This is a genomic window from Methylomonas fluvii (genome assembly GCF_014850975.1).
Taxonomy (GTDB): domain Bacteria; phylum Pseudomonadota; class Gammaproteobacteria; order Methylococcales; family Methylomonadaceae; genus Methylomonas; species Methylomonas fluvii.
In genome coordinates, this window is record NZ_JACXST010000003.1 from 523,980 (window position 1) to 548,938 (window position 24,959).

Here is a 24,959-nt window from a genome sequence, read left to right on the forward strand (position 1 = left end):
CTCTATTCTCCGCTTGCTTCCCGCAACAAACTTGGGAGCGAATAGTCCTGTTGTTGCGCTGCCGTGGCTTTGTGCATGCGGTATTCGGTGGATTCGCCGTCCGGCTGTGTGATTAAAATGCGCCGTTGCTGGTCTTGGTCATCGCCGGATAGTTCGATAGAAGGAAGATCATCACTGCTCAACTCGGGTTTCGGCGTCAAGCGCAAAGTCCATTGCGGGCCTTGCTTGTCGGCGGCGATGGCATAGTTAAGCTGCAATTCTTCGGTGCGGCCTTGCAGGATGCTGCGAAACACTTTGATTTGCTCGCCCGCCGGCCCCGCCGAATCCAAAGCCGCGCTGTGACGCTGGTTTTGCTGCGGGTCCCAGTAAAGCATGCGCTGTACGGCGATAGCCATGATCACCCGCGCCGGTTGCAGTTGCAATTTGACCAGACTACCGTCTGCACCGGAAAGCATGACACCTTGTCCGTGCCATGGCGCGTCTGCCAGTTCCAGCACGCGGGTTTCCTCATACTGAAACTGCGCCTGACCTGTTTGGCGGATTCGAGTCAATAACTCGCTCAGGACCGCGTCATCAGCCCATCCAAGCACGGGCATTAGTGCCAAAAGCAAAAACAGCGTGCGCTTTATCGTCATCCCTTGAATACCTTATGGCCGTTCATGGCGATGCACTTGAAGGTTTCCACTGCCGGCGGAATTTCCAAATCCGGAAAGCGTTTGTGCCGATAAAACCATTCGCCGGTTCCCAGCATGCCCATCAACAGATACACCACCACACCGGTGTAAAGCGCCCAAGCGGTTTGTCCAGCAAGAGCCGGCAATGCAGCGCAAATAACAATATTGGCGGCAAAAAAAACGGTCCAAATCCAGGTTAGTTGCCGGCAATAGTCGGCAATCCCCGGCACCAACTCAGGAAACTGCAAACGCACCAAGCGTTCAATGAAAGACGGGGGCGACCACAAGGTATGTCCGAACAAGAATGTCAGCCACAAATAGGCAAACGACGGCACCAGCCAGACAAAATAGGTCGTGGCAAAATAGGCGCCGGCCAGCAATACAGCGGACAGTAAAAAACTAAGCAAACGCGCGACCAGCCCGGACGAAGTAAAACCGCGCCACAAGGTCAGCGCAGCGAAGACGATGAGTTCAAAGCTGGCAAAACCCAGACCGGCCAAGTAGGCACTCAAAAAAGGATAAGCAACGACGATACCGACGATAATCAGCGGTTTGACGACCTGCCCCATGGTTAACGGGTGCGATTAGCGGCGACGAATTCGGCGAGCGAGCGGAGAGAAAGAAAAATCTGATTATTGCGTTCGTCGCCGGAGGTGATTTTGATGCCGTATTGGCGGTCCAGCATCACGCCGATTTCCAGCGCATCGATAGAATCCAAGCCCAGTCCACCGCCGAACAAAGCGTCGTCCGGCGACAGGTCATCCGGGACGATGTCTTCCAGGAGCAAGCCCTCGATAAGCATGGTTTTCAATTGGCTGATCAAGTCTTCTGACATGGCTGTTCAAGTTCCATTAACAAACGCCGGATTCTACACAAATTCCCGCAGCGGTTCAAAATCACTTGGATTGCGGCGCGGGGAATGCCAAAATTACTGCAAGCTTAGCCCACCCGAACTTCCAACTCCGACAGACCGACACGTGCGTCCTTTCCTGGCCTTCAAGATCCTACTGTTTACCCTGATCGTCCCCGGCGCGGTGCTGATTTACCTGCCTTACTACTTGCTTTCCGATCCGGGCAACTGGCAGACAGTAAACGCGGTTTGGGCGATACCTGCCGGCTTCTGTATCCTTCTGGGCTTGGCTATTTACCTGCGCTGCGCCTGGGATTTTGCTATCGCGGGCTTGGGCACGCCAGCGCGCCTATCGATCCACCAAAAAAACTGGTGGTGAGCGGCCTGTATCGCCGGACCCGCAATCCGATGTTTCAAGGGGTATTGCTGGTGCTGCTGGCGGAATGTTTGCTGTATGCCGATCCGGGCCTGATAGTCTATACCGGCTCGATTGCGCTGTTTTTCCATACTACCGTGGTATTTCGCGAAGAACCGGATTTGACCAGCCGGTTTGGCGTGTCTTACAGCCACTATTGTCGGCAGGTGCCGCGCTGGGGTTTTGCGTTAAAAGCCTTTTCCCCGGAGCCGATTTAACGCGCATGCTGCGCTTTGACTAGGATTTTTTTTAACTCACCCACCTTTTCGCTGCCATGAAAGAAATACTCAAGCATTTCATCTTTGCCGAACTGATTTACCACGAAGACCCGGCCGCATTCGGCGATGACGACAACCTGTTGGACGCCGGATTGGATAGCATGGGCATCATGCGTTTAATCATGTTCGCCGAAAAAGAATTTGGCGTGACGCTGCCGGACACCGAAATCGAACCGGATAACGTCGGCAGCCTGAACTCGCTGGCAAACTGGATTCGCCGCAGCGGTTACGCCGGATGACAAACCCCCAAGAACAGCTATTCAATCCCGGCGATTATTTTACCTACGTACTCGACCAGGAAATCCGCAACGCCGGCATGCGGGGCGGCTATTGCGGCTTTGCGTTGCAATTGGTGGAAACGCCGGATTTATCTAGCTTGCAACAACGCTTGGATCTGCTGGTGACTCGCTTTCCGCAAGCATCCGCCAAAATCGAGGTGCGCGGCAAGCGGTTTGCTTGGGTCGCCACCGGCAACCCGATACCTCTGGAACTTCACCAATGCCAGCCGGGTGCGGATGAGGCGGACGAATCGCAGCGTTTGCTATTGGACATTTTCAATCGCCCGGAATCCCGGCCGCTGACCGTGCACTGGATAGCCGGCGCGGAAGGCGGCACTTTGCTGCTGATTTGGTTGCATCCTTTATTGGATGCGCGCGGCTGCAAGATATTGCTGGATTTCCTGTCTTCTGACAAACCGGAAAGATTCAAAGACTCTCCGTCCTTAATCGAAGCCAAATTGGCGCAATGGAGTTTCTGGAAAAAACTGCAGTTGTTCTTCAAAGCCAAACGCCACAATACCACCGCCAATAGCCTGGATAGCTGCCTGCCCACGCAAGTGGAACAAGGGCCGCAACGCCTGCAATTAAAAGTACAGCGTTTCGACGCCGACCAGTCGCAACGCATCGCCAAACTGGCGCAGCAAACCACCGGCTTGACCGGGCGCACTTTGTACTACCTGGGCTGCTTCATGCGGGCGATGGAAATTGTAGGGCCGCCGGCCGCAAAAGACGGTTACTGTATCCCTTATGCCTTTAATTTGCGTCGGCAAAATGCGCCGACACCGGTGTTTGGTAATCATATCGGCTGCTTGTTTGCCCGCGCGACGCGCGAGCAGGTGCGGGATAGAACAGGGTTGTTCGCACATTTGTTGAACGAGCATAAACAAGTCGTACGCGATGAATTGGATCTAGCCTACCTGCCGTTGATGTGGCTGGGGCAATGGCTGGCACCCGAAAAGTACGCCAAAGTGCTGCGCAAACAACACAGCGGCGGCGAGTTGAGCTCGCTGTGGTTTTCCGACATCGGCGAATTGTCCTGGAGTAAGAAAGGCTTTCTCGGCGTTCAGGTTACTGATCTATCGCTGATGTGCTGGATGACCTTGCCGCCAGGTTTGGCGTTACTGGCTAGCCAGCTCGACGGTAAGCTGGTTTTGTCCTATAGCTACTTATCTCCGGCAATCGACGAAGCGTGGCTGGATGCGGTGATCGCGCGGATGAATGTCGAGTTATTGGATAGCCCATAATACTCGCTCATCTTCCCCTCGATCCGGCTACCTCTTTATCGTTCCCACGCTCCAGCGTGGGAACGCAGCTAGAACCGCTCCAGCGGTTCGGGACGCTGGAGCGTCCTAGGCCTGGCTACCACGCTGGAGCGTGGGAGCGATAAGTACTTTATTTTTTTGAATTAGCCCACCATGCTGCTAAAACCTTTCCTACACCAATGCCAACACCAACCTGACGCCCTGGCTTTGCAAGAGCAAGACCGGCAAGTCAGCTATCGGCAATTACTGCAACAGGCCCAAACCATCGCCGCTGCCTTGCAAGCAAGAGGCGCCCGTCCCGGCCAGCCAGTCGCGGTGCATCTTGATCGCGGTATCGAGGCCGCCTGCGCGCTGTTCGGCGTTCTGCTGGCAGGAGCCTGCTATGTTCCTTTAGATTTGAAAAACCCGGCACCCAGATTGAGCTTTATTGTCGCCGACGCCCAGGTGCATACGGTATTGGGGACCGGTGCAATGCCGGTTTGGCTGGATGAAAGCCTGTGGCTGGACATCAACGCTTGCTCAACCGCCCTCCCCGCAACCGTTGATATTCCCGCCGAATCGCTGGCGGCGATTTTGTATACCTCTGGTTCCACCGGTCAGCCGCGCGGCGTGGCGCTTAGTCATCGGGCGATTTTGGCGTTCACATCCTGGGCAGCCGACTTACTGGCCTTAACCTCTGCCGACCGCATCGCCAGCAGCGCGCCGTTTTTCTTCGATCTATCCACCTTCGATCTTTACGCCGTATTAGGTAGCGGTGCCAGCCTGCATTTCATCCCGGCCGGCTTGACCATGGCCCCTGCTCGTTTGAGCGCCTGGCTGAGCGAACACGCCATCAGCGGCTGGTACACCGTGCCGTCCTTGCTGGCCTTCCTCACTTACAAAGGCAATCTGGCGCATACTCCGCTGCCGGCTTTGCGCTTCATTATTTTCGCCGGCGAGGTGTTCCCCACCCCAGCGCTGATCGATCTGGCCGCCAGTTTGCCGCAGACGGCCCTGTACAATTTTTTCGGCCCCACCGAAACCAATGTCTGCTGCTATTGGCCGGTACAACGCGAGCGTTTGATCGCCGAGCAAACCATCCCCATCGGCCTACCCGCCGCCGGCTGCGAACTGCATATAACCGCCGACACCGGCGAGTTATGGGTACGCGGACCGACGCTAGCCAGCGGCTACTGGCGCGACGGCCGTGTGCAGTCTTTTCTAAATGCCGACGATTGGTATCCCACCGGCGACCGCGCCAGCCTGGAACAAAACGAATACCGCTTCCATGGCCGCCTGGGCCGCATGCTGAAATGCTCAGGCTACCGCGTCGAACCTGCGGAAATTGAGGCGGTTGTGAATGCCATCCCCGGCGTCAAAGGTTGCGCCGTGATCGGCGTAGACGATCAGACTGCCGGCCAGCGTTCGGCGTTGGCAGTGGTTTTAGACCCCGGAATGAGCATCGCCGAGATTCGCAAGTCACTCAGCCGCCAATTGCCGGCCTATATGCAGCCGAGTCGTTATCTGGTTTTGGAAGAGTTGCCGCGATTGGCTAATGGGAAGATGGATTACGGTCAAGTGAGTATATTGCTGGCGACCTGACGAGCCGGTGGCGATGCTACAATTGCCGAGGTTATAACTATCGACGATGATATACAGAAACTTCATAATTATTTGTTAGGGATATTCCAGTGTCTGGCACTAAGTTAACCCCAGAAAAAATCACAAGCCCGTTTCAGTTGATGGCAGCATGGTTTGCCATGCTGGTTCTCTTGGTCTCAATTCTTCTAACTGCTGCAAATAACATCACGAAGCCAGAATGGGCGGCTGGTTACCTAGTTATCTTTACATCCGTATTAGTTGTCTTAGTCCTTGGATGTGTGACGCTTATGCTTACAATTTCCCGTCCTCACTTGCAGGACGGAAAAGAGTACGCGCAGTGGTTAAAGGACAAAAACACTTATTCAGCGGGTATCCTTAGCAGTGAGCAGGTATCTGCAAAGCCTCGTTCACGACAAAAGGCTAAAAAGTCGCAAGTACAAAAAACTGCTTCAAAATTTTTCTCAATTAGCGTTACAAACGCGCCCGGTGCCGATGCCCTAATTTCAGCACTAAAAAAATCGGGGTTTTCGGCAGAAGTGTATACAGACAATCTTTCATCCGAGGGTAGCATTGATAGTCTAGAGCGGCATGAGGCAATTTGGGTTGGGTGTGAACTTCCAGCAAAAGAAGCTATTGAGTCAATTAAGGTTGCCGTTACTCAATGGCCTCATTTGAAATATATGCACTTGTCTAATGATAACGGGAGCCCTCCAGATGAAGTGCATTACGAGATGTACTTTGGGGGCGCGTCATCTACAGCCGAGAAATATGATCTTTCACCTTGGTCCTACGAAGAACTCATGGGGCTTGATGAAAACATGTCGCCAGAAGATTTTCATCGTGCCATCCGCAGCAAATATCCCTAAACCTCTATCGTTCCCACGCTCCGCGTGGGAACGCAGCCCCGGACGCTCCAGCGTCCTAAACCAACCAACAGCCCATGGGCCGAAGTCGTTACATCATCACTGAACCCCAGCAAGCCCATTTCATGACCTGCACAGTGGTGGAATGGCTGCCGGTCTTTACCCGGCCGGCAACCGTGCAAATCCTGCTCGACTGCTGGCAATATCAACGGCAACAAGTCGGCCTAAAACTGTATGGCTATGTGATCCTGGAAAACCATCTGCATTTCATCGCTCAGAGCGCCACGCTGGATAAATGCGTTGCCAGTTTCAAAGCCTATACCGCGCGGCGAATCATCGATCATCTGCAAGCGAAACGAGCCGAACACTTGTTGCAGAGATTGCGCTTTGCCAAATGCGCGCATAAGCATGACCGAGAATTTCAGTTCTGGCAGGAAGGCGTGCATGCGGAGTTGATTCTTAATGAAGCGATGATGTGGGAGAAGTTGGATTATATTCATGCCAATCCGGTGAAGCGGGGTTATGTAAATTTGCCTGAGCATTGGCGCTATTCCAGTGCTGCGAACTATGCGGGATTGGGAGGCTTGATTGATATTGACGGGTGGTAGCTGTGACGCTGGAGCGTCAGGGGCGGCATTCCCACGCTAGAGCGTGGGAACGATACTTCTTACTTGCTTCTTACTTTATGACCTCCTTTAGCCTGATCGACGCAGCAGAGCATGACAAACATTTCATATTTAATGCGTTCAAGCTATCGATGCGCGATTACATCGATTGGGCATGGGGCTGGAACGATGAATTTCAACATACCGGTTTCTGGAGAAACCTACAGGTGCAAAACTTCAAACTGATTTGCATCGGCGAAGAACCCGCGGGCGCTATCTATGTGCAGGAGAGCGAGCAAAGTCATTGGGTTCGCACCCTGTTTCTGCTACCTGAATTTCAAAGACTGGGAATAGGCTCCACTTTGCTGGCACAAGAAGCGTTGCGGGCCAAAAACCTGAATAAGAAATTGGTACTGGATGTGATAAAGATCAATCCGGCAAAACGTCTCTACGACCGGATGGGCTTTAGAGTTATTGGTGAAGACCGCGCCCTATATCACATGGAATTAGACTGATACTTGTAATTGTGTCGGGCTGGATGGTTGCTCTATGGAAGCCGTGACGCTGGAGCGTCCGGGGCGGCATTCCCACGCTGGAGCGTGGGAACGATAGGCCATCGTGGCAATCGCTCTTGATACGAATTTACATCGTTCCCAGCGGCACCAAGTGCCATCACGGATTCGCCATATAGTTAAAAAACTCCCGCAGCCAGTCCTCGCCACGCTTTTTTGGAAATTGATTGGGGTGTTTCTTGACCCATTGCAAGGCGTAAATCATCGGCACCGAATCCAAGTCTTTGATGTGGTTGGTGCGCCAAAGTTTGCGGACAATTTTGGACACCTGAAATTTTAACTCGATGTGCCTGACGTGTTCCGGTGTCGGGTTTTGGCAATGTTCGGCCGGTGATGTCACCAAGTATTCTCGGCAAGCCAATGGCCGGACCGGGTGGATGGAGCAGCTTTCCGCTTCCAAAAACGGACAGGGCACCCCTTGTTGAAAATAAGTCAGCGCGTGTTGCTCTACCGCTTCGTGGCTGGTGCCTTCAGCCAGCATCTGTTCGAGCCGGCTCAACCACTGGATTGCGTCCAGTTTTTCGCAAGCGTCGGCAAAGCGTTGCTTGACCGCGGAACGCCTGGGCTCGGGCAATTGTTCAACTAAACCGGCGATTTGATAGGCTTCAAATTCCGCCAACGGCACGACTTGTCGGCAGCAGGCGCCGCAGCCGGCTTGGCAGGAGATGCTCTCCTGGTTGGTCACAAAGGCAGCCACTGCGGTTTCGACAAACGTGTTGTTGATGCGATGCAGAGTCGGCAGCATAGCCACCGGTGTCACCTTTTGTGTCGGCGCGCTTAATGCCAGTTCGACAGGCTTGCCGTAAAGCGTTAGTTTGATGTTGGCGGGTGTGGTTTTGCTCATGCGTGCTTTTAAGTTTTAATCATCGTCTAGGCAGGCTTAATCTGATTGACTAATCGCAATCGGCGGGACCTGGCGTCAGGCTCGGCGTCCGCCAAGCCTGAGCAGCATAAAAGCTTTTACGAAAAACCGAAACTTTGTTTTGCCCGGTTGCCATAGCGCATCATTTCCCTGCGTTTCCATGCTTCGGATGGGAACGATACAATTAGACTTTATTAGCCTCGCCAAACGCTCGATGATGACTAAAACCCCTGATTTCTCCAGCATACCCACTTTTGCCGGCCCACCGGATGAGACCCAAATCAAAGCCCGGTTGCGTGCTGTTGCCGAACTGGGCGTGTTTCGCCACGCCCTGCCCTCAGTCTTGGGCGGTTTCGGCGACGACTTTGCCGCGCTAGTCCAAAGCCATCGCCAGCTCGGAGCAGCCTGCCGCGATCCCGGCCTGATGCTGGCGATCAACGCGCATGTGTGGGGCTCGGTGTTTCCTATCCTGTTGTACGGCAGCGAGGCGCAGAAAGCGCAATTTCTGCCGCCGCTAATCAGCGGAAGATGGCTGGGAGGGCATGCGATTACCGAGCCGTCATGCGGCTCCGACGTACAGGCAATGACGACTCAAGCAGAGTTGAGAGGCGATAGTTATGTGTTAAACGGGGAGAAGCGCTACATCACCAACGCTCCTGTGGCCGATTGCTTGGTGGTGTACGCCAAATTGGCCGGCAAGATTTGCGCGTTTCTGGTTTCTCGTGACGATGACGGCTGCCGTTTCAGCGATGACGCAGCACTTAACGCTTGCCGGGGCAGCGCCACCGGTAGCGTGATTTTGCAGGATTGCCGAATCGACGCTGATCGCCTGCTCGGAAAAATTGGCGCCGGCACCCAGATGATCCAGAAGGCGTTGGAATATGAGCGGGCCTTTGTCTTTGCCGGTATTGCCGGCATCATGGACTGGCAACTGGCGGAAGTGGTGCGTTACAGCCGCGAGCGGCGGTCCGCCGGCGGACATCTGGGTAAGCATCAGGCCATCAGCCATCGGATTGCCGAGATGAAGTTAAGGCTGGATACTATCGCGTTATGGTTAAACGAATGTGCGCGGCTGTGCGACGCCGGTCAACGCATTACGCTGGCGTCGGCGCAAACCAAGTTGTATGCGGCCGAGGCTTTTTTGCAATCCAGCCTGGATGCGGTGCAAATCATGGGCGCTGCCGGCTTGGCATCGGGAAGCGCGATGGCGGAATTGGTGCAGGATGCCATGGCCGGCCGCTTGTTTTCCGGCAGTTCGGAAGTGCAGAAAAATTTGATCGCCGCCCTGCTCGGCACCGGCGACGCCTACAAAACCAATCCACTATCCCACTGATGATGAATTTTTCCGCTTACCGCGATTGGCAACCGACGCCGTTGATAAAAGCCTCATTTTGGTTAACCGCTGCTGCGCTGTTGGCAGTAGTCATTCGGCCAGGTATCTGGCCCTGGGCCTTGGCGCTGATCATTGCCGACCACTTGTTATTAACCTTTGCCGGCCTTTGGCCGCGTTGCGACTGGGTGGGATCGAATTGGACCTCGCTACCACCCACATCTGCGGCGCGCGGCGAAATCGCCATTACCATAGACGACGGCCCAGACCCGGACGTCACCCCTACCGTGCTGGATATTCTGGATCGTTACGGAGCCAAAGCGACCTTTTTCTGCATCGCCGCCAAAGCCCAACGCTACCCGGATCTATGCCGAGACATCGTCAAACGTGGGCATGCAGTCGAAAATCACAGCATGCATCATCGATACCATTTGCCGTTTCTGTTGTTGAATGGCTGGCTGGCTGAACTCAACGCGGCCCAGGGGGCTCTTACAGAAGTCACCGGCAGTCGGCCAAGATTTTTCCGGCCGCCGGTCGGCTTGCGGAATCCATTGCTGGACCCAGTACTCAAGCGTTTGGGTCTGCAATTGGCGAGTTGGACCCGACGCGGTTTCGATACCATAGACAGCAATCCGCAAGTCGTTCTGGCAAAACTATTGAAAGACCTGAAGGCTGGCGACATTCTGTTACTGCACGACAGTAACGTCGCGCGGACCAGCAGCGGCCAGCCGGTCATTCTGGCGGTATTGCCGGCCTTGCTGGACGCCATTACCGCCGCGAATTTGCAACCGGTCACGCTAAGCGAAAGCTTAGATCGTTGCCAAAACCCCTAACGCCCCATCTGATTACGGAGATTTAAGCCATGAAAAACACCTTTGCCAGTGCAGTGTTGAGCCTGTTTCTGGGCGGCTGCGCGTTTCAAACACCCGATTATTTACAAATGGTCACCGCGCCGGAATTAAATCAGCTGATGCAAAACCAGGATATTTTTCTGGTGGACGTGCATACCCCGGAGCAGCGGCATATCAAAGGCACCGATGTGTTTATTCCTTACAACAATGTCGAGAAATACCTGGATAAACTGCCGCAAGATAAAACCACCCCGATTTATCTGTATTGCGAAGGCGGCCCGATGGGGAATGCCGCCGCAAAGAGATTACACGAACTGGGTTACGAGCATTTGCGTAATTTGGAGGGGGGAACCAAAGCCTGGGCTAAAGCGGGATTTGGGTTCGAATAGATCAGTAATCACCTTTGGAACCGGCCCTGCCTGCCGGTTCCAGTACATCAAAAGACTCGGTGTTTATTCGACAATGCTATCGACCTTGCCGTTTTTAAATTTCACCACAAAGCGGTTGAATAGATTGGACCAGTAAGTCCAGTCGTCGCTGTCGAGCGAAGGCGTGACATGCTGAGGCGGATAGCCGATGGCGGCCAGCACGGCTTTTTTGCTCATGCCTGTCTTCACCTGCCCTGCCAAAATACTTTCGCGCTCGGTGGGAGTATATTGATTGAGGTCTACCTTACTGGAGCCGGCGATTTTACTGAAAGCAATCGGCATATCGTCTTTGGTAAATTTTTGCACGTTTTCGACTGTAATCAGTTGGCCGCTGGATTCTATCCTCAGCACCGCTTCGTCGGAGTTCAGAGACAACAACGCGACCGGCGTGTTGATCGGAATCAATTGGCCTTTGCGGTAATTGGTGGTGCGAAACTTGTTTTGTTCCTGGAACAGGCTGAATTGCGTGTAATAAACCTGCGCAGGCTGCACGGCTGCTGCCGCGCCTTCGCCGGGTTTCAGCTCCTTCTTACAACCTACCGCCAACGCAGCCAGGCATAGCAACATCAAGACATAGTTTTTTCTGAACATAATCAAAATCCCTCGAGAAAAAGGTTAAGAACATGCTGACGCTAAGTAAAACAGCGACGCGACAGTACAACAGATCGAACAAACCAGGAAAGACCCAAACACAAACGCCATAGCAAGCGCCTGATTAGGGCGTATCGATTTTAATCCCGAGCTTTTCCAAGAACACCGCCGGCGAAGCAAAGCACATTTCGCGGCTATCCGCGTCCACGGCTGCCTGGATGGTATGGCCCTTGGCCAAGACTTCACCGGTTTCGGCATCGGCAACCTGGTATTTAATCTTCATCCGGTATTCCCATTCCACCAACTCCGCTGATACCTTGATCCGCTGTTCGAACTGGGCGGGACGCACATAACGCAATTGCAAATCCACAATCGGCCAGACATAGCCGGTTTCTTTCATGACCATATAACCGTAGCCGATTTTATCCAGCATCGCGCAACGGGCGATCTCGATGTATTTGCAATAGTGGCCATGCCAGGCGATGTTTAGCAAATCAATGTCATGAAACGGCACAGTTAATTCCACTTCGGTGCGCAACATATTACTTGTCCTCGGCGGCTATCCGACCGCTGTCATCCGCGGCAGGTGTGCGCCAATACGGGTAAAAATTAAACCATTGCAGTGGTGCGATGCGGCAATAGGCTTCCAGCCGTTCGGCATACTGTCTGGCTAGGGATTGCAGCATGTCTTGTCTTTTGGGTTCGGTGCGTGGGATACGAATGCTATCCGCGAAGGGTTCCAGATGAATTTTGAAGCGGCCCTCAACCGGGAAGCAGAACAGGGTAAAAACCGGGCAACGCAACAAGGACGCTAACAGATACGGGCCTTGCGGAAACTCGGCATCTTCACCAAGAAAGCTGGCAGGCACAGTGCGCCCGCCCTGCACCGGAATTCGGTCGCCCACCATCACCAGAAATTCCCCGCGCTCAATTTTTTCCTGCAAGCTGATCGCAATGGCCGGACTCAATTCAGTCACTTGAATCAGCTGTATCGTGGCGCTGCCACGGCTACCCAACAAGCGGTTGAACTTCTCGGCATGTTTGGTGTGCACCAAAATATTTAGATGGATGTGGCCGCGCATCGTCGCGATAGCCTGGCAGATTTCCAGATTGCCGATGTGCCCGGACAGCAGCATGGCGCCACGCTTTTGTTCGATCAAATCCAACAGCAGCTGGCGATTGGGAAAATCCACTTGTTCCGACGTGATATTGCCGGTCCACACCACGATTTTGTCCAGCAAGGTTTCGCCGAAGCTCAAAAAATGCCGGTAACTTTGCCAGAGCCCGCTGCCTAAACCCAAATCCGGGTAAAACTCGGCCAAATGGCGCAAATATTCTCGGGATGACTCCCGAGCAAGATGCCCGGCCAGAAAATAGTAACTCACCACCGGCCGTAAAAACAGCCTAAACACCCAGCGGCCGAACAGCCGATACACCCACACCAGAGCCTGTATGCCCCAAAGCAGACTGTTTTCCTCCACGGCAGCCCAATGCCGGGCGGCGGTGTTCGCGGACTTCATTGAAAATGCCTCAATAGCAGTTTGGGCCAGCGTAACAACATACCGAAAAATAAACGGGCATGGGTCTGACTTAGCAGCAGATTGTCCTCCAAAGCCCGGAAATGCGATAAGCCGTCCAGCGGGTAGCGAACCTGGGTGGGAATGGAGATGACCGCCACACCTTGCCAATAAAGCCGCACCAAAATTTCGGTATCAAAGCCCATGCGATTTTCCATGGCTTGGCTTTGAATCAACTTTGCGCAAGACGCCAGCGGGTAAATCCGGTAACCGCACATCGAGTCGGGGATGGCGAAAGACAGTGTGTTGATATGTACCCAAATATGGGTCAGGTAGCGGGCGTAGTAGCGCAGTTTAGGAATCGATGCGTCGAATAGCGCTCGGCCGATGACCACTGCTGCCGGCGTTTGCCGGGCGGCACTTAGAAATTTATCCAGATCGTTTAAATCGTGCTGGCCGTCGGCATCGACTTGCAGCGCGTGTGAATACCCTTGGGCTTGAGCCGCCAGAATGCCGGCCTTGACCGCCGCGCCCTTGCCTTGGTTAATCTCTAGCCTGATACTTTGCACCCCGGCATATTGCTCGGCTAAGCCGCGAATCACCTGGGCGCAGGACGCATCGCTACCGTCATCCACCAGTAGGCAAGGCAGTTGATGCGCAGCCAAACGCTCAATAATGCCGGGCAGCGGCTTCTCGTGGTTATAAACCGGAATCAGGATACAGGGATTAAACGTGGTGGTCATGAAAGTAAATTCTACCCGAGCTGTATTCGCAGGCTGTCGAACGGTAACAAAATGTCAATTTGCCGGCTTGTTGCAGATAGTGCAATGCCAATTCCAGCTCTTGTCCAGGTAACAATAGCTCTTTGAATTTTACCGATTCCATATGGCTAAAGACCCGGGTTAAACCAAGGTATTGCCGGGCATAATGCACCGCCCATTGGATTTGCACGACGCCGGGTACCACCGCAATTTCGTCGAAATGACCGTTAAAATAAGTCAAATCTTTGGGGATGCGTAAGGCCAGCACCAGACCATCGGCCTGAATATGTTCGTCTAGCGTTTCCGGAAACAAAACGCCCGATTCGCTTCCCTGAATTTTCATATTCAAAAGCTGGCCTTCACTTTGCGGCGTACCGCCATTTCCGCTGCCATCAATAAACCCATCAGTACATAAGAGATGCAACCGTTGTACAGACTCCACAACCAGCGGTCGCCATTGAAAATCGTCAGCAAGGAAATTGCCGCGTTGCCGAGAAAAAAACAGCTCCAAACCAGGGTAACTCTGCGGGTATACAGCACGCCATGAGCCGGCAGATCCGGGAATTCCAGCCTGGCCAGCCGTTCTACTACCGTCGGTGGATGGATCAAACTAAAGGAAAATACCGCAAAAAACAGCAAGCTGACGAACACCGGATAAGCCAGCAGCCAGTCGGCATCATTAACCAGTGCGCCCAGCAACAGAAATAGCGCGCAGGCCAATATCAACCTAGACTCGGCTAAGCCAGCCGATTTGCGCTGCTTTTGCAGCCAGTAACGCAGCAAGAACAATCCAGCTAGCCCTAAAGCCATGGAACGGGGTTGAAAGTAATCGGCGGAAAACCAGATCAGAAAGGGATAGCTGACCGTCGCGGCCCCGATAATCACATTCAGGATGATTTGCCGAGACTCTGCTGGGGATTTTGGGCAAATACTGGCGTCTGGATTTGCCTGAATCTTGTTCGCTACCCGATTGGTGAAAAAATCTTTAAACATCCAGGCTTATTCAGCACTGATCCGGTAAACAGTATCCACCACGTCCTGGATGGTGCGGGCATTTTTGAAATCCTCGGGATTGATGCGTTTGCCGGTAATCTCGCGCAGCCTGACCATCAAATCCACCGCATCGATACTGTCGATGTCCAAATCCTGCCGCAAGTTAGCCTCCAAGGTGATGTCCTCGGGCGTTAACTCGAACATTTCCGACATCAATTCTCTTAAGGTGGCAAATACGTCTTCTTGGGTCTTCATACGGGTGTTGTTTCCTGTTGCGATACTCGACTCGGCCTGGGACTTACTCTACAGCCTCGATTTAGCGAGTATCGGTTTGCTATTGTGTTCCTCTGGCACCACTCCAAGCGCCAAAGTATCTGTGCCAATCGCGCGATAAATTACTACGCCAAACATGGATTATACCCTGGGTTACGGCAGATCGCTCAGGCCGCTGGCAATCGACATCATGAATCATCGTCCAAACGCCAATGCCAGTTTGCCCTGTCCTGCCGACAAGATCCGCTTTGCCGGCCGGATAGGATTGCTTGCACGAAATTGGGCAAGCCATTTTCCGGCAATGCCGGGCCATGTGCCGGCTCGCGCGTCAGCTGCAATTGCGGCCCCGCGCCGCCAGGCCTTGCCAGCGTCATCGCCAAAGCCCAGGTCGTTGGACTGCCGGGCAGATAAGGTAAATAAGCCTCCGGCAAAGGCTGCTCATAGCAGACAAGCAAAACCTGAGGCACATCCAACAGCATGCCGCCCGCCTCCAGAAAAGTCGAATACAGCCCTTCCGTACCGCCGGCCAAGGCTACATAAGGCAAATAACTGGCACTATGGAAACTGGACAAGCCGGCGATGGCATTATGTACACATTGACTAAAGCGGCTAGGCGAAACATGTTCGCCATTTGCCAACTCATCCAGCATCTCGAAATAATACTGACTTTCGCCGTGGCTTGAAAAAAATACCGAGGGCATATCGCCGTTTTCGCTGCGACTGCGCCAAGCCACAGCGCAGGCGGCTCTGGCTAAGGGCGATAATCTGCGCCTTTGCATCGCCGGTAAAAAACCGACATCGGCCTTACCTTGGTTATGCGGCAATATTTCACCGTTGGGCCAGATCTTGGTTTGGGGATGCGGGGCCGATTGCCAGAAACACCAGTGTTTTAATGTGAAAGCGAAACGGCATTCTCTAACAGACTCGGCCATACTCTCGGTCAACTCAGCTATCCCAGCGCTGTAAAACCAAAGAGGTGTTGATACCGCCAAACGCAAAATTATTACTAACGATGTAGTCGGCGTGGATGTTACGGCCGTCGCCGGTCAGATAATCCAACTCGGCACAACGCGGATCGAGATTATCCAAATTCAAATTAGGATGAAACCAACCTTCCCGCTGCATCTGAATCGCCACCATGGCTTCCAAGGCCCCGCAAGCACCCAAGGTGTGGCCGGTGAAACTTTTCAAACTGCTGATCGGCGTATTGCTGCCAAATACCGCGGCCGTAGCCTGACTTTCGGCAATGTCGCCCTGTTCAGTGGCGGTGCCGTGCGCACTGATATAAGCAATTTGATTGGCTTCTAGCTGCGCATCCTGTAAGGCCAAACGCATTACTACCTGCATCGTGTCGGCATTGGGTTGCGTAGCGTGTACACCGTCGGCATTGGTGGCAAAGCCGGCAATCTCGGCGTAAATCCGCGCGCCGCGCGCCAAAGCACGTTCCAGTTCCTCCAGTACCAAAGTACAAGCACCCTCACCGATTACCAAACCGTCGCGGTCGCGGTCGAAAGGCCGCGGAGTCAGATTAGGTTCGCTGTTACGAGTGCTGGTGGCATACAGTGCATCGAATAACGCCGCTTCGGTTGGGCAAAGCTCTTCCGCGCCGCCTGCCAGCATCACGTCCTGCAAACCGTATTTGATCGCTTCGTAAGCGTAACCGATGCCCTGACTACCCGAGGTACAGGCACTGACTGAAGGGATGACACGGCCGCGCACCTGAAAAAACAAGGCTACGTTGGCGCAGGTGGTGTGGCCCATCATTTTCAGATAGGTGGTAGCATTCAGATTGCCGATGTCGTGATTAATCAGCATTCTGCCGAAGTCGGCGATAGCCGGGGTCGACCCTACCGACGAACCGTAAGCTACGCCGGTACGACCGCCGCTAATCACCGGATCCCCCAGCAAACCGGCATCAAGCATGGCCAGTTCTGTGGCCCGAGTCGCCATTAGCGAAACCCGGCCCATGCTGCGGGTATTTTTGCGAGTGTAATGGCCCGGCAAAGTGAAATTTTCCACCGGCCCGGCCAAGCGGGTCAAAAGACCGTTATAAATTTCCCATTCCGGGATGTAACGAATGCCGGACTGCTTGGCTAACAGTCTGCCGCGTATTTCCTGCCAATCGTTGCCGATCGGCGAAAATCCGGCCATGCCGGTCACGACGACGCGGCGGGTCAACACAAACCTCCATTCACCGAAATCACTTGCCGGGTAATGTAAGCAGCATCTTCGGACATCAAAAACGCTACCAGCGCCGCGACTTCTTCCGGCGTGCCTAAGCGCCTGGCCGGCACGGCGGCCAGCGCTTCTTCAAGGGGTAAGCCTTCCAGCATCTCGGTCTCAATTAAGCCAGGGGCCACACAGTTGACGGTGATTTTGCGTTTTGCCAACTCCACCGCCAGCGCTTTGGTCGCGCCGATGATGCCGGCTTTGGCTGCGCTGTAATTGACTTGGCCGCGGTTGCCGACTAAACCAGATACGGAAGACAGTGTGACGATGCGCCCCGGTTTACGGCGTTGTATCATCGGCATAACTAGCGGATAAAGCACGTTGTAAAAACCATCCAGATTACTGCGCAACACCTGGTCCCAGTCCTCGCCGCTCAGCGCAGGAAAAGCATTGTCTCGGGAAAGCCCGGCATTGCAGACCACGCCATAGTAGGCACCACGGGCTTGAATATCGTTTTCCAAACTGGCTTTGGCCGCATGGCGGTCGGCCAAATCAAAACTCAGCACGCGCGCCTGGCGGCCCATCTCGACAATCTGCTGTTTGACTTGCTCGGCTTCATCCAGCCTACTGCGGCAATGCAGCACAATGTCGTAGCCCTCGCGAGCAAGGCGCAGGGCGATGGCTTTGCCGATGCCTCGGCTGGATCCCGTCACCAGGATGGTGGGTTGGCTCATATTCCTTTTCCGGCGAGAAACTTTTGCGAATCCTGTGGCAGCAACACATTTAACTTCGAGCTGGCCTTGATATTTTGCCCGGTTATCGTGCAGTCGAACACCGACATATCATTGGCGGCCTCGATAATTTTTTCCGCCCCAACGGTCAGTTTGGCACCATAGGGAAAACTGCCGACCGAGCATTCGAAGTAGCGAGTGCCTAATAAAAACCCCAAACCAATCGCTTCGCCTCTGCACTTACGGTGATACCCGGAGTAGGCGGCAATGGCTTGTGCCATGTATTCCAAACCTAACCAGGCCGGCACGCTGTGATCGCCACACGAAAACAGGCCGTCTTCGCGCACCGCCAATTCGACCACGATATGGCTATCACTGACTTCCAGAACCCGGTCCAACAGCACCATACGCCCGGACTGAGGTAAGAGGGTTTCGATGGCATAGGGAAAAGCCGCTGGACTGTCAGGGATGTCCAATGAGCAAGGACACATTATTTCCGCCGAATGAAAAAGAGTTGCTGAGGCAGTATTGTAGCGGCTTTGGCTGCTGGTTTTCCAGCCCGACCAAGTTTAGTCGAGTCATATCCGGGTCAGGTTCGCCATCCCACAGATGCACAGGCAAACGCCTTTCTTGATGTAAATCAGACAGTAGCAACCAGCATAAACCCGCTTCCAGCGCACCGGCCGCGCCTAAACAATGGCCGGTGGACGGTTTGCTGGAGCTGCATGCCGTATCGCTACCGAACAACTGCGCGACCGCCCGATTTTCCATCGCGTCGTTTTGCCAGGTTGCCGTGCCGTGTAGGTTGATGTAATCGATTTGCTTAGGCTTTAGCTGGGCATCGTCCAGCGCGGCCTGCATCGCCAGTAACGCGCAACTGCCGTCAGGGCGTGGCGCAGAAATATGATAGGCATCGGCACTGGTGCCGACACCCAGTAAGCCGATCTCACTAGGCTCGCGCGTCATCAGAAATAAAGCCGCGCCTTCGCCTATCGTCGTGCCGTCGCGATTTTTACTGAACGGATTGCAAGTGGTTTTGCTAAGAGCACCCAATGCAAAAAAGCCTTCCAGCGTGGTGCGGCATAAACTATCAGCACCGCCCACTACGACCGCATCGCAGATACCTAAGCGCAGCAGACGGCGGGCCGAAGCCAAGGCATTGGCACTCGATGAACATGTGGTGGAGACGGTGAAGGCCGGGCCGCGAACCTCCAGGTACGCCGCCAAAAATTCCGCAGCACCGCCCAGTTCCTGTTGTTTGTAGTGATAATTGTTGGGCATGCTCCCGCTTGCCCGCAAAACTTGCACCGCACTTTCACCCTCAGCAATCCCGGAGGTACTGGTCCCGACCACTATGCCAACGCGCCCCGCGCCGTAACGAGCGATGGCGGTGCTGATAGCGGATTCGATCTGGCAAAGCGCCGACAATAGCAAACGGTTGTTGCGGCAATCGTATTGTTTAAGCTTGGCCGGAATGGCTGGCAATTCAGTTAGCACGCCGAATGCGGGAATTGTCGAATCCAGCCAGGCCGGTGGAACTGGCTGAACGGCACTCCGGGCAAGCCATGCGGCTAAAATATCCGCCTTGCTGTCCCCCAATGCGCAGACCATACCTAAATCATGTAAATACAAATGACACCGCTTAGGCAGTTTGATACGTTGCCAAAATAGCCTCGATTTTCTTAGCGCTACGCTGCGTCATCGGGTTTTCCTCGTCCCAGGCATAGCCGGCGAGAATGGAACAGATCATGGCCTTGACGCTGGCCAACTGATTTTCTTCGAAAATAATTTGTTGGAAACGGCCATCGTACCAAGCCTCCACATAGGCTCTAAATACCTCGATGCCTTTGCGCAACGCCTGCTCGTATTCTACAGACCAGTTTACCGGCTCACCTCGTAATTGCCGGTCAACCAAGGGTACGGCCAACGCGGCGGATTTCATCGCAATAGTCACACCCGATGAAAACACCGGATCCAAAAACTCGCCGGCATTGCCGAGTAACGCAAAGCCCTGTCCATAGAGTTGCTTGACGTTGGCCGAGTAGCCGCCGATGGTATTAGCCGGCGTATCGAAACGGGAGTTGACCAACAGCTCGGCGAGACGCGGTTCTTCGAACGCCATGTTCTTTAGCACTTCCAACGGCTCACCACTGCGCGCGTCCAGAAAACCCGCGGGCGTTACCACACCCAACGAGCATCTGCCATTACTAAACGGAATCAGCCAATACCAAATCTCATGAAATTTCGGATGAATCGCGATCAGAATTTTATTGCGGTCGTAATCGGATACAGTAATCCGATCTTCGATATGCGTGAACAGCGCGCGACGTGGCGATAACGACGAAGGTGTTTCCAGATCCAATAATCTTGGCAATACCCTACCAAAACCGCTGGCATCCAATACCATCTTTGCGCGCCATTGCTTGTGCACACCGTTGGCATCAACGCTGGTCAGTTTCGCTTGCTCAGGATTACTAAAATCGGCTGCCAGGATAGTTTGTTGATAATGAATAGGCACGCCGGCCGCCTCGGCGCTGTCGGCCAACACCTTATCGAAATGGGCGCGCGGTACTTGAAAGGTAGTGCCCCAGCCTGGGCTGAATTTTTGGGTGAAATCGAATTCGGTCAGCTTGCCCTCTCTGGAAAAAGCGGCGCCGTTTTTGAATTGGAAGCCTTCCGCCGTCACCGCCGGTAGCATATCCGCGGCTTCCATAAAGGCCATGCATTGCGGCAGCAGACTTTCGCCAATCGAAAAGCGTGGAAACTGCTCTTTTTCCAGGATAACGACTTGGTGTCCTAGTTGTTTCAGCATCTTGGCAGCCACGCTGCCGGAGGGGCCGGCCCCGATAATCAATACATCTGCATCCATTTACTTACCAACCCTCTTATCCGGTTAAAATACGTCCAGTACAAAATTCAGAAACAGCGGCAATGCCGCCAAGTTAAATTGGCGTGATCGTTCTCCCGCAGGAGAGCGAACTTCTACGACAACCCTAGCAAGATAGGCGTCAACTTGGCGGTATTACCCCAATAACATCCCATTCAATGCTGGAAACCCAAAAATCTCCCGCCCCACAAACACCACTATATTCTAACCACACAGCGCCGTTTGCCCTGCACAACGGTCAGATGGTAAGCCGCGGTAATTTATGGGCTGACGTGACGGCCCTGGCCGCGCAATTGCCGGACCGACCCTATCAATTTAATTTATGCGAAAACCGCTACCTATTTTGTCTCTGCCTGTTAGCGGCGGCGGTACGCGGGCAGATTTGCCTGTTGCCGCCCGCCGGGCAAATGGCGGTTATCCTGGAAATTCTGCGCGATTATCCCGGCGCGTATATCGCCAGAGAACACGCGCCGCAGCAAACGGGTTTGGACTGGTTCGAAGTTATAGCGCCAAACTCTGCCACCGCAGCATCGCCACCCCATTTCGATTGGCAGGGCACCGCCGTGGTTGCCTTTACTTCCGGGAGTACAGGCAAACCCAAGCCCTGCCCGCATAGCCTGCATACCTTTAAAACCTCCGCCGAAATGGCGGTCAGCAGCCTGGGATTAGCGGAACAGCAACTTTTGATGCTGTCCACCACGCCGCCGCAACATATGTACGGTCTGGAAACCTCGGTATTTTGGCCTTTGTTTTCCCAACTGGTGCTGCACGACGGCCGGCCGTTTTTCGCCGAAGACATCCGGCAAACGATTAACACCTCGCCTTGGCCTACGGTGCTGGCGTCAACACCGACCCATTTGCGTTCCTTAATTAAAACCACCGGCACTTGGGACAATCTGGCCGGCATTATTTCCGCAACCGACACCTTATCCGCAAAGCTGGCCGGCGAAACCGCGGCAATTTTAGGGCAATCCCCGCTCGAAATCTATGGCAGCACCGAAACCCTGTCGTTTGCCAGCCGCGAGACCTTGCTTGAAAACCCGTGGCAACCTTACGCCGGCTGCCGCTTGCATCAAGATAAAAGCGGACAAAGCTATCTGCAAGCTGCGCATTTGCCGGACGAAGTGCCTTTGCAAGACACGGTGCAGATCCAAGCCGACGGCTGTTTTACCGTATTGGGCCGGGATCAGGATATGGTGAAAATCGGTGGCAAGCGCGCGTCCTTGACCGAACTGAACCGTCGCTTGCTGGACATAGACGGCGTAGACGATGGTGTTTGTTTTAGCCATGAAAATGGGCGACTGGCCGCTGTTGTGGTCAGCCGGCTAGACAATCAAGCCATTCGGCTGGGTTTACAACCTTATTTGGATGAGGTGTTTTTGCCGCGAAAAATTCATTTCGTTACTAAAATTCCGCGCAACGCGACAGGTAAACTGGCAAAACTCGAGCTGGAAAAGCTGTTAGAAAGTTTAAGTTAGACGACTTGCCAGACTGCGATGCGCAGGCCAGACTAATCATGCCGCTTGGCATCTGCCGGCAATTTATCGAATAACGGGTTTTTGGCGATGGCATAATGCTCCGGGTAATACACGGCTGCAAGGTGCAAACCATGTGGGGGGGCGGTCATCGCGGCTTGAGAGCGGTCTTTAGTTTCCAGAAGTTCTGCCGTCCAATCCACCGGCCGCCGGCCCATGCCGATTTCCATCAATACCCCGGCGATATTCCTGACCATATGATGCAAAAAGGCATTGGCGCAGAGATCGATGATCACCCGCTGTTCGTCGCGATACACATCTATAAAATGCATTAAGCGATTTGGACTAACTGACTGACAGCTCTGTGCGCGAAACGAGGAAAAATCGTGTTCACCCAGTAGCGACTGTGCAGCCTGATGCATGGCTTGCTCGTCCAGCGGCTGGTAACACCAGGTAGCCTGCGTTCTTAGCAAAGCCGACTTCATCGGCCGATTCAAAATCACATACCGATAAGCTCTCGCTATGGCGCTGTAGCGGGCGTGAAAGTCGCCCCGCGCCGTTTGTGCCCAGGTAATACGGATGTCATCCGGCAGATAGCTGTTGCCGCCCATCAACCAGCCACGCATATCGCGTTCCGTCTCGCAATCAAAATGCACCACTTGCTCCAGCGCATGCACGCCGGCATCGGTGCGGCCCGCGCAAAGTACCGTAATCGGTTGATTGGCAATTTTACTCAAGGCTTTTTCCAACTGGCCCTGCACGGTCGCTTTACCGTCCTGCCATTGCCAGCCGGCGTAAGCACTGCCGTCGTATTCGATGCCTAAAACGATGCGCGGCATATCGGTTGCTGATTATTCATGAATCCACACTCGGCAACCCAGGGCAACCTGCTCGAACAAGCTGATTAGATCGGCGTTACGCATGCGAATACAACCATGCGATTCCGGCTTGCCTTGCATCAATTCGTCCGGCGTGCCGTGGATATAAATGTAGCGCCAGGTGCTGTCGACATCCCCGTAGCGGTTTTTGCCCGGTTCCAGACCGCCCAACCACAGGATGCGGCTGAGAATCCAGTCGCGTTGCGGATGCTGCGCGGCTAATTCCGGCGTGTAGATTTCGCCGGTTGGCCGACGACCTGCCAGTACACTGTTGATCGGCAAGCCGGCACCGATTTTGGCGCGGATTTTATGCCAGCCGGTCGGTGTGCAGTAGCTGCCCTTTTTTTCGCCTGGGCCGTTTTTAGCGGTAGAAACCGGATACTCGGCTAACACCTCGCTGCCGTCTACTAAGCGCAGGCGCTGCTCGGCAATGGAGATGTCCAAATAAGGTGCTGCAAAGTTATAGCGCTGCGTTGCCGCAGAACCCGGAATCATTTCACAAACAAGGCTATCGATTCGACATGCGCGGTTTGCGGAAACATGTCCATCACGCCGGCCTTGACCAGTTTGTAACCGAGTTCGTTCACCAAAATCCCGGCATCGCGGGCCAAGGTCGATGGGTTGCAGGATACATAAACGATGCGCTCTGGCTGCCAGTGTTTCAAGTTGTGTAACACTTCCGACGCACCGGCCCGGGAAGGGTCCAGCAGCACCTTGGTAAATTTTTGCTTGGACCAGGGTTGGTCTTTCAAGTCCTTGGTCAAATCGGCGACATGAAACTCTACGTTGTCGAGATTATTCAACTTAGCGTTTTCGCGGGCGTGCTTGACCAGCGGCAAGTCGCCTTCCACGCCGACGACCTGTCCAGCCAGGGTTGCTAAAGGCAGCGTGAAATTACCCAAGCCGCAGAATAAATCCAGTACCCTGTCGTCCTTAGTCAGTTCCAGCGCCGCCAAGGCCCGCGTCACCATTTTCTGATTGATCTGGTAATTGACCTGAGTAAACATCGCCGGACGGAAATTGAACTTAACGCCTTGTTCGGCTAGAGCATAACTCGGAATGACTTCCGGCTCGCCGTCCAAAGGCACGATGGTGTCCGGGCCTTTAGGTTGCAGACAAATACTCAACTGATGCTGATGGGCAAATTCGCGCAGCCTTTGTTTATCGGCATCGGTTGGCGGCTCCAGTACCCGAAACGCCAGTACGCATTCCTTATCGCCAATCGCGACTTCGATTTGCGGAATTTTGTCTTTTACGGTCAGGCCGGCAATCATCTCACCCAAGGCAATCAGCTTTTCGCCGACGATGGGGTTCATCACTTTGCAGCTATCGAGTTCAGCCAGAAACGGATTGCGCCGTTCCCGAAAGCCCACCAACACCCTATTCTTTTTGGCTACCCATTTCACGCCCATCCGGGCCTTGCTGCGATAACCCCAATGCGGGCCGGTCAGCGCCTCCCAAATTTGCGGAATTTCAATTTTGCCGATGCGGCGGAACTGATCGCGCAGTAAATCCTCTTTAAAGTTAATCTGTTCGGCGTCATCAACATGTTGAAAACTGCAGCCGCCGCAACTACCGAAATGCGGACAAGCCGGTTCAACTCGGTGTTCAGACCGGCTTATCAGATTGACTACTTTGCCTTCCGCATAGTCTTTACGACTGTCGGTGTAGACAAATTCCAGGGTTTCGCCGGGCAAGGCTTCGTCGATGAATACGACTTTGCCGTTGACGTGGCTGACGCCACGGCCATCGTGAGACAAAGATTCTATGGTAACGGTGACGGGATCTAACGGGAGTTTTTTCTTGTGGGCCATTGTGCTCGATTGGGTGGGTTG

32 protein-coding genes are annotated in these 24,959 nt (G+C 54.0%); 12 read left to right on the top strand and 20 right to left on the bottom strand.

What is annotated here, in order from left to right:
- Nucleotides 1–2: 2 nt before the first annotated feature.
- The 3 genes from EBB_RS19910 to EBB_RS19920 are packed head-to-tail and all read right to left on the bottom strand — an operon-like array spanning nt 3 to nt 1,509.
- On the bottom strand, nt 3–635 hold the full coding sequence (locus EBB_RS19910) for a LolA family protein (RefSeq protein ID WP_225587624.1): 633 nt from the start codon (nt 633–635) through the stop codon (nt 3–5).
- The gene (locus tag EBB_RS19915; RefSeq protein WP_192395482.1) at nt 632–1,243 is read right to left on the bottom strand and encodes a COG4648 family protein; all 612 of its coding nucleotides are present in this window, start codon (nt 1,241–1,243) and stop codon (nt 632–634) included. Before EBB_RS19915 ends, EBB_RS19910 begins: the two co-directional genes overlap by 4 nt.
- A gap of 2 nt (nt 1,244–1,245) precedes the next feature.
- Nucleotides 1,246–1,509, bottom strand: coding sequence for a phosphopantetheine-binding protein (locus tag EBB_RS19920; protein ID WP_033156258.1), 264 nt, complete (start codon nt 1,507–1,509; stop codon nt 1,246–1,248).
- Between the two features lie 142 nt (nt 1,510–1,651).
- Between EBB_RS19920 and EBB_RS26350 the strand changes: the two genes are divergently transcribed.
- The 8 genes from EBB_RS26350 to EBB_RS19955 all read left to right on the top strand — a co-directional run bounded on the left by EBB_RS26350 (nt 1,652) and on the right by EBB_RS19955 (nt 7,321).
- The gene (locus EBB_RS26350) at nt 1,652–1,903 is read left to right on the top strand and encodes a hypothetical protein (RefSeq protein WP_229427612.1); all 252 of its coding nucleotides are present in this window, start codon (nt 1,652–1,654) and stop codon (nt 1,901–1,903) included.
- Complete coding sequence (locus tag EBB_RS26355) at nt 1,900–2,157, top strand: methyltransferase family protein (protein WP_229427613.1); 258 nt, start codon at nt 1,900–1,902, stop codon at nt 2,155–2,157. The genes EBB_RS26350 and EBB_RS26355 overlap by 4 nt, the downstream gene beginning before the upstream one ends.
- 56 nt (nt 2,158–2,213) lie before the next feature.
- Nucleotides 2,214–2,456 (top strand): acyl carrier protein, encoded by a 243-nt coding sequence (locus EBB_RS19930; RefSeq protein WP_192395483.1) that lies wholly within the window; start codon nt 2,214–2,216, stop codon nt 2,454–2,456.
- On the top strand, nt 2,453–3,739 hold the full coding sequence (locus EBB_RS19935) for a hypothetical protein (RefSeq protein WP_192395484.1): 1,287 nt from the start codon (nt 2,453–2,455) through the stop codon (nt 3,737–3,739). The genes EBB_RS19930 and EBB_RS19935 overlap by 4 nt, the downstream gene beginning before the upstream one ends.
- Nucleotides 3,740–3,910: 171 nt before the next feature.
- Nucleotides 3,911–5,338, top strand: a complete 1,428-nt coding sequence (locus tag EBB_RS19940; RefSeq protein ID WP_192395485.1) for an amino acid adenylation domain-containing protein — start codon at nt 3,911–3,913, stop codon at nt 5,336–5,338.
- A gap of 89 nt (nt 5,339–5,427) precedes the next feature.
- Nucleotides 5,428–6,204, top strand: coding sequence for a hypothetical protein (locus EBB_RS19945; RefSeq protein WP_192395486.1), 777 nt, complete (start codon nt 5,428–5,430; stop codon nt 6,202–6,204).
- A 74-nt stretch (nt 6,205–6,278) separates the two neighbouring features.
- On the top strand, nt 6,279–6,809 hold the full coding sequence (locus tag EBB_RS19950; protein WP_192395487.1) for an REP-associated tyrosine transposase: 531 nt from the start codon (nt 6,279–6,281) through the stop codon (nt 6,807–6,809).
- A 77-nt stretch (nt 6,810–6,886) separates the two neighbouring features.
- Nucleotides 6,887–7,321 carry a GNAT family N-acetyltransferase gene (locus EBB_RS19955; RefSeq protein WP_192395488.1) on the top strand — a complete coding sequence of 145 codons (435 nt, stop codon included), beginning with the start codon at nt 6,887–6,889 and terminating at the stop codon, nt 7,319–7,321.
- A gap of 157 nt (nt 7,322–7,478) precedes the next feature.
- Here the strand turns inward: EBB_RS19955 and EBB_RS19960 are convergent, their stop codons facing one another.
- Nucleotides 7,479–8,222, bottom strand: a complete 744-nt coding sequence (locus EBB_RS19960; RefSeq protein WP_192395489.1) for a YkgJ family cysteine cluster protein — start codon at nt 8,220–8,222, stop codon at nt 7,479–7,481.
- A 235-nt stretch (nt 8,223–8,457) separates the two neighbouring features.
- Between EBB_RS19960 and EBB_RS19965 the strand changes: the two genes are divergently transcribed.
- From EBB_RS19965 to EBB_RS19975, 3 genes are read left to right on the top strand one after another with little or no spacing between them, the layout of a single operon-like run.
- A complete protein-coding gene (locus EBB_RS19965; RefSeq protein WP_192395490.1) occupies nt 8,458–9,573 on the top strand; it encodes an acyl-CoA dehydrogenase family protein in 1,116 nt (371 codons plus the stop codon).
- On the top strand, nt 9,573–10,403 hold the full coding sequence (locus EBB_RS19970; protein WP_225587628.1) for a polysaccharide deacetylase family protein: 831 nt from the start codon (nt 9,573–9,575) through the stop codon (nt 10,401–10,403). The genes EBB_RS19965 and EBB_RS19970 overlap by 1 nt, the downstream gene beginning before the upstream one ends.
- A 29-nt stretch (nt 10,404–10,432) precedes the next feature.
- Nucleotides 10,433–10,810 carry a rhodanese-like domain-containing protein gene (locus tag EBB_RS19975; protein ID WP_192395491.1) on the top strand — a complete coding sequence of 126 codons (378 nt, stop codon included), beginning with the start codon at nt 10,433–10,435 and terminating at the stop codon, nt 10,808–10,810.
- A gap of 63 nt (nt 10,811–10,873) precedes the next feature.
- Here EBB_RS19975 and EBB_RS19980 read toward each other — a convergent pair whose 3' ends face one another.
- The 13 genes from EBB_RS19980 to EBB_RS20040 form a co-directional block, all read right to left on the bottom strand.
- Nucleotides 10,874–11,440, bottom strand: coding sequence for a hypothetical protein (locus EBB_RS19980; protein ID WP_192395492.1), 567 nt, complete (start codon nt 11,438–11,440; stop codon nt 10,874–10,876).
- A 124-nt stretch (nt 11,441–11,564) separates the two neighbouring features.
- Nucleotides 11,565–11,981, bottom strand: coding sequence for an acyl-CoA thioesterase (locus EBB_RS19985; protein ID WP_192395493.1), 417 nt, complete (start codon nt 11,979–11,981; stop codon nt 11,565–11,567).
- A 1-nt stretch (nt 11,982) separates the two neighbouring features.
- A complete protein-coding gene (locus tag EBB_RS19990; protein ID WP_192395494.1) occupies nt 11,983–12,960 on the bottom strand; it encodes a lysophospholipid acyltransferase family protein in 978 nt (325 codons plus the stop codon).
- Nucleotides 12,957–13,700 (bottom strand): glycosyltransferase family 2 protein, encoded by a 744-nt coding sequence (locus EBB_RS19995; RefSeq protein ID WP_192395495.1) that lies wholly within the window; start codon nt 13,698–13,700, stop codon nt 12,957–12,959. Before EBB_RS19995 ends, EBB_RS19990 begins: the two co-directional genes overlap by 4 nt.
- Entirely contained in the window at nt 13,684–14,061 is a 378-nt protein-coding gene (locus EBB_RS20000) for an ApeI family dehydratase (protein WP_192395496.1), read from the bottom strand. The genes EBB_RS19995 and EBB_RS20000 overlap by 17 nt, the downstream gene beginning before the upstream one ends.
- Before the next feature lie 2 nt (nt 14,062–14,063).
- Nucleotides 14,064–14,711 carry a COG4648 family protein gene (locus EBB_RS20005; RefSeq protein ID WP_225587630.1) on the bottom strand — a complete coding sequence of 216 codons (648 nt, stop codon included), beginning with the start codon at nt 14,709–14,711 and terminating at the stop codon, nt 14,064–14,066.
- Between the two features lie 6 nt (nt 14,712–14,717).
- Nucleotides 14,718–14,966, bottom strand: coding sequence for an acyl carrier protein (locus tag EBB_RS20010; protein WP_101052293.1), 249 nt, complete (start codon nt 14,964–14,966; stop codon nt 14,718–14,720).
- A gap of 206 nt (nt 14,967–15,172) precedes the next feature.
- Nucleotides 15,173–15,928, bottom strand: coding sequence for a beta-ketoacyl synthase chain length factor (locus EBB_RS20015; RefSeq protein WP_192395497.1), 756 nt, complete (start codon nt 15,926–15,928; stop codon nt 15,173–15,175).
- Nucleotide 15,929: 1 nt separating this feature from the next.
- Complete coding sequence (locus EBB_RS20020; RefSeq protein WP_192395498.1) at nt 15,930–17,165, bottom strand: beta-ketoacyl-ACP synthase; 1,236 nt, start codon at nt 17,163–17,165, stop codon at nt 15,930–15,932.
- A complete protein-coding gene (gene fabG / locus EBB_RS20025; RefSeq protein WP_192395499.1) occupies nt 17,159–17,887 on the bottom strand; it encodes a 3-oxoacyl-ACP reductase FabG in 729 nt (242 codons plus the stop codon). Before fabG ends, EBB_RS20020 begins: the two co-directional genes overlap by 7 nt.
- Nucleotides 17,884–18,375 (bottom strand): hotdog family protein, encoded by a 492-nt coding sequence (locus tag EBB_RS20030; protein ID WP_225587634.1) that lies wholly within the window; start codon nt 18,373–18,375, stop codon nt 17,884–17,886. The genes fabG and EBB_RS20030 overlap by 4 nt, the downstream gene beginning before the upstream one ends.
- Nucleotides 18,347–19,516 carry a beta-ketoacyl-[acyl-carrier-protein] synthase family protein gene (locus tag EBB_RS20035; protein ID WP_192395500.1) on the bottom strand — a complete coding sequence of 390 codons (1,170 nt, stop codon included), beginning with the start codon at nt 19,514–19,516 and terminating at the stop codon, nt 18,347–18,349. Before EBB_RS20035 ends, EBB_RS20030 begins: the two co-directional genes overlap by 29 nt.
- A gap of 10 nt (nt 19,517–19,526) precedes the next feature.
- A complete protein-coding gene (locus tag EBB_RS20040; protein WP_192395501.1) occupies nt 19,527–20,753 on the bottom strand; it encodes an NAD(P)/FAD-dependent oxidoreductase in 1,227 nt (408 codons plus the stop codon).
- Between the two features lie 176 nt (nt 20,754–20,929).
- Here EBB_RS20040 and EBB_RS20045 point away from each other — a divergent pair, with 176 nt between their 5' ends.
- Complete coding sequence (locus tag EBB_RS20045) at nt 20,930–22,249, top strand: AMP-binding protein (protein ID WP_192395502.1); 1,320 nt, start codon at nt 20,930–20,932, stop codon at nt 22,247–22,249.
- 32 nt (nt 22,250–22,281) lie between these two features.
- Here the strand turns inward: EBB_RS20045 and truA are convergent, their stop codons facing one another.
- The 3 genes from truA to rlmD are packed head-to-tail and all read right to left on the bottom strand — an operon-like array spanning nt 22,282 to nt 24,938.
- Complete coding sequence (gene truA, locus EBB_RS20050) at nt 22,282–23,085, bottom strand: tRNA pseudouridine(38-40) synthase TruA (RefSeq protein ID WP_192395503.1); 804 nt, start codon at nt 23,083–23,085, stop codon at nt 22,282–22,284.
- Between the two features lie 12 nt (nt 23,086–23,097).
- A complete protein-coding gene (locus EBB_RS20055) occupies nt 23,098–23,619 on the bottom strand; it encodes a L,D-transpeptidase (RefSeq protein WP_192395504.1) in 522 nt (173 codons plus the stop codon).
- Nucleotides 23,616–24,938, bottom strand: a complete 1,323-nt coding sequence (rlmD, locus tag EBB_RS20060; protein WP_192395505.1) for a 23S rRNA (uracil(1939)-C(5))-methyltransferase RlmD — start codon at nt 24,936–24,938, stop codon at nt 23,616–23,618. The genes EBB_RS20055 and rlmD overlap by 4 nt, the downstream gene beginning before the upstream one ends.
- Nucleotides 24,939–24,959 lie beyond the last annotated feature (21 nt).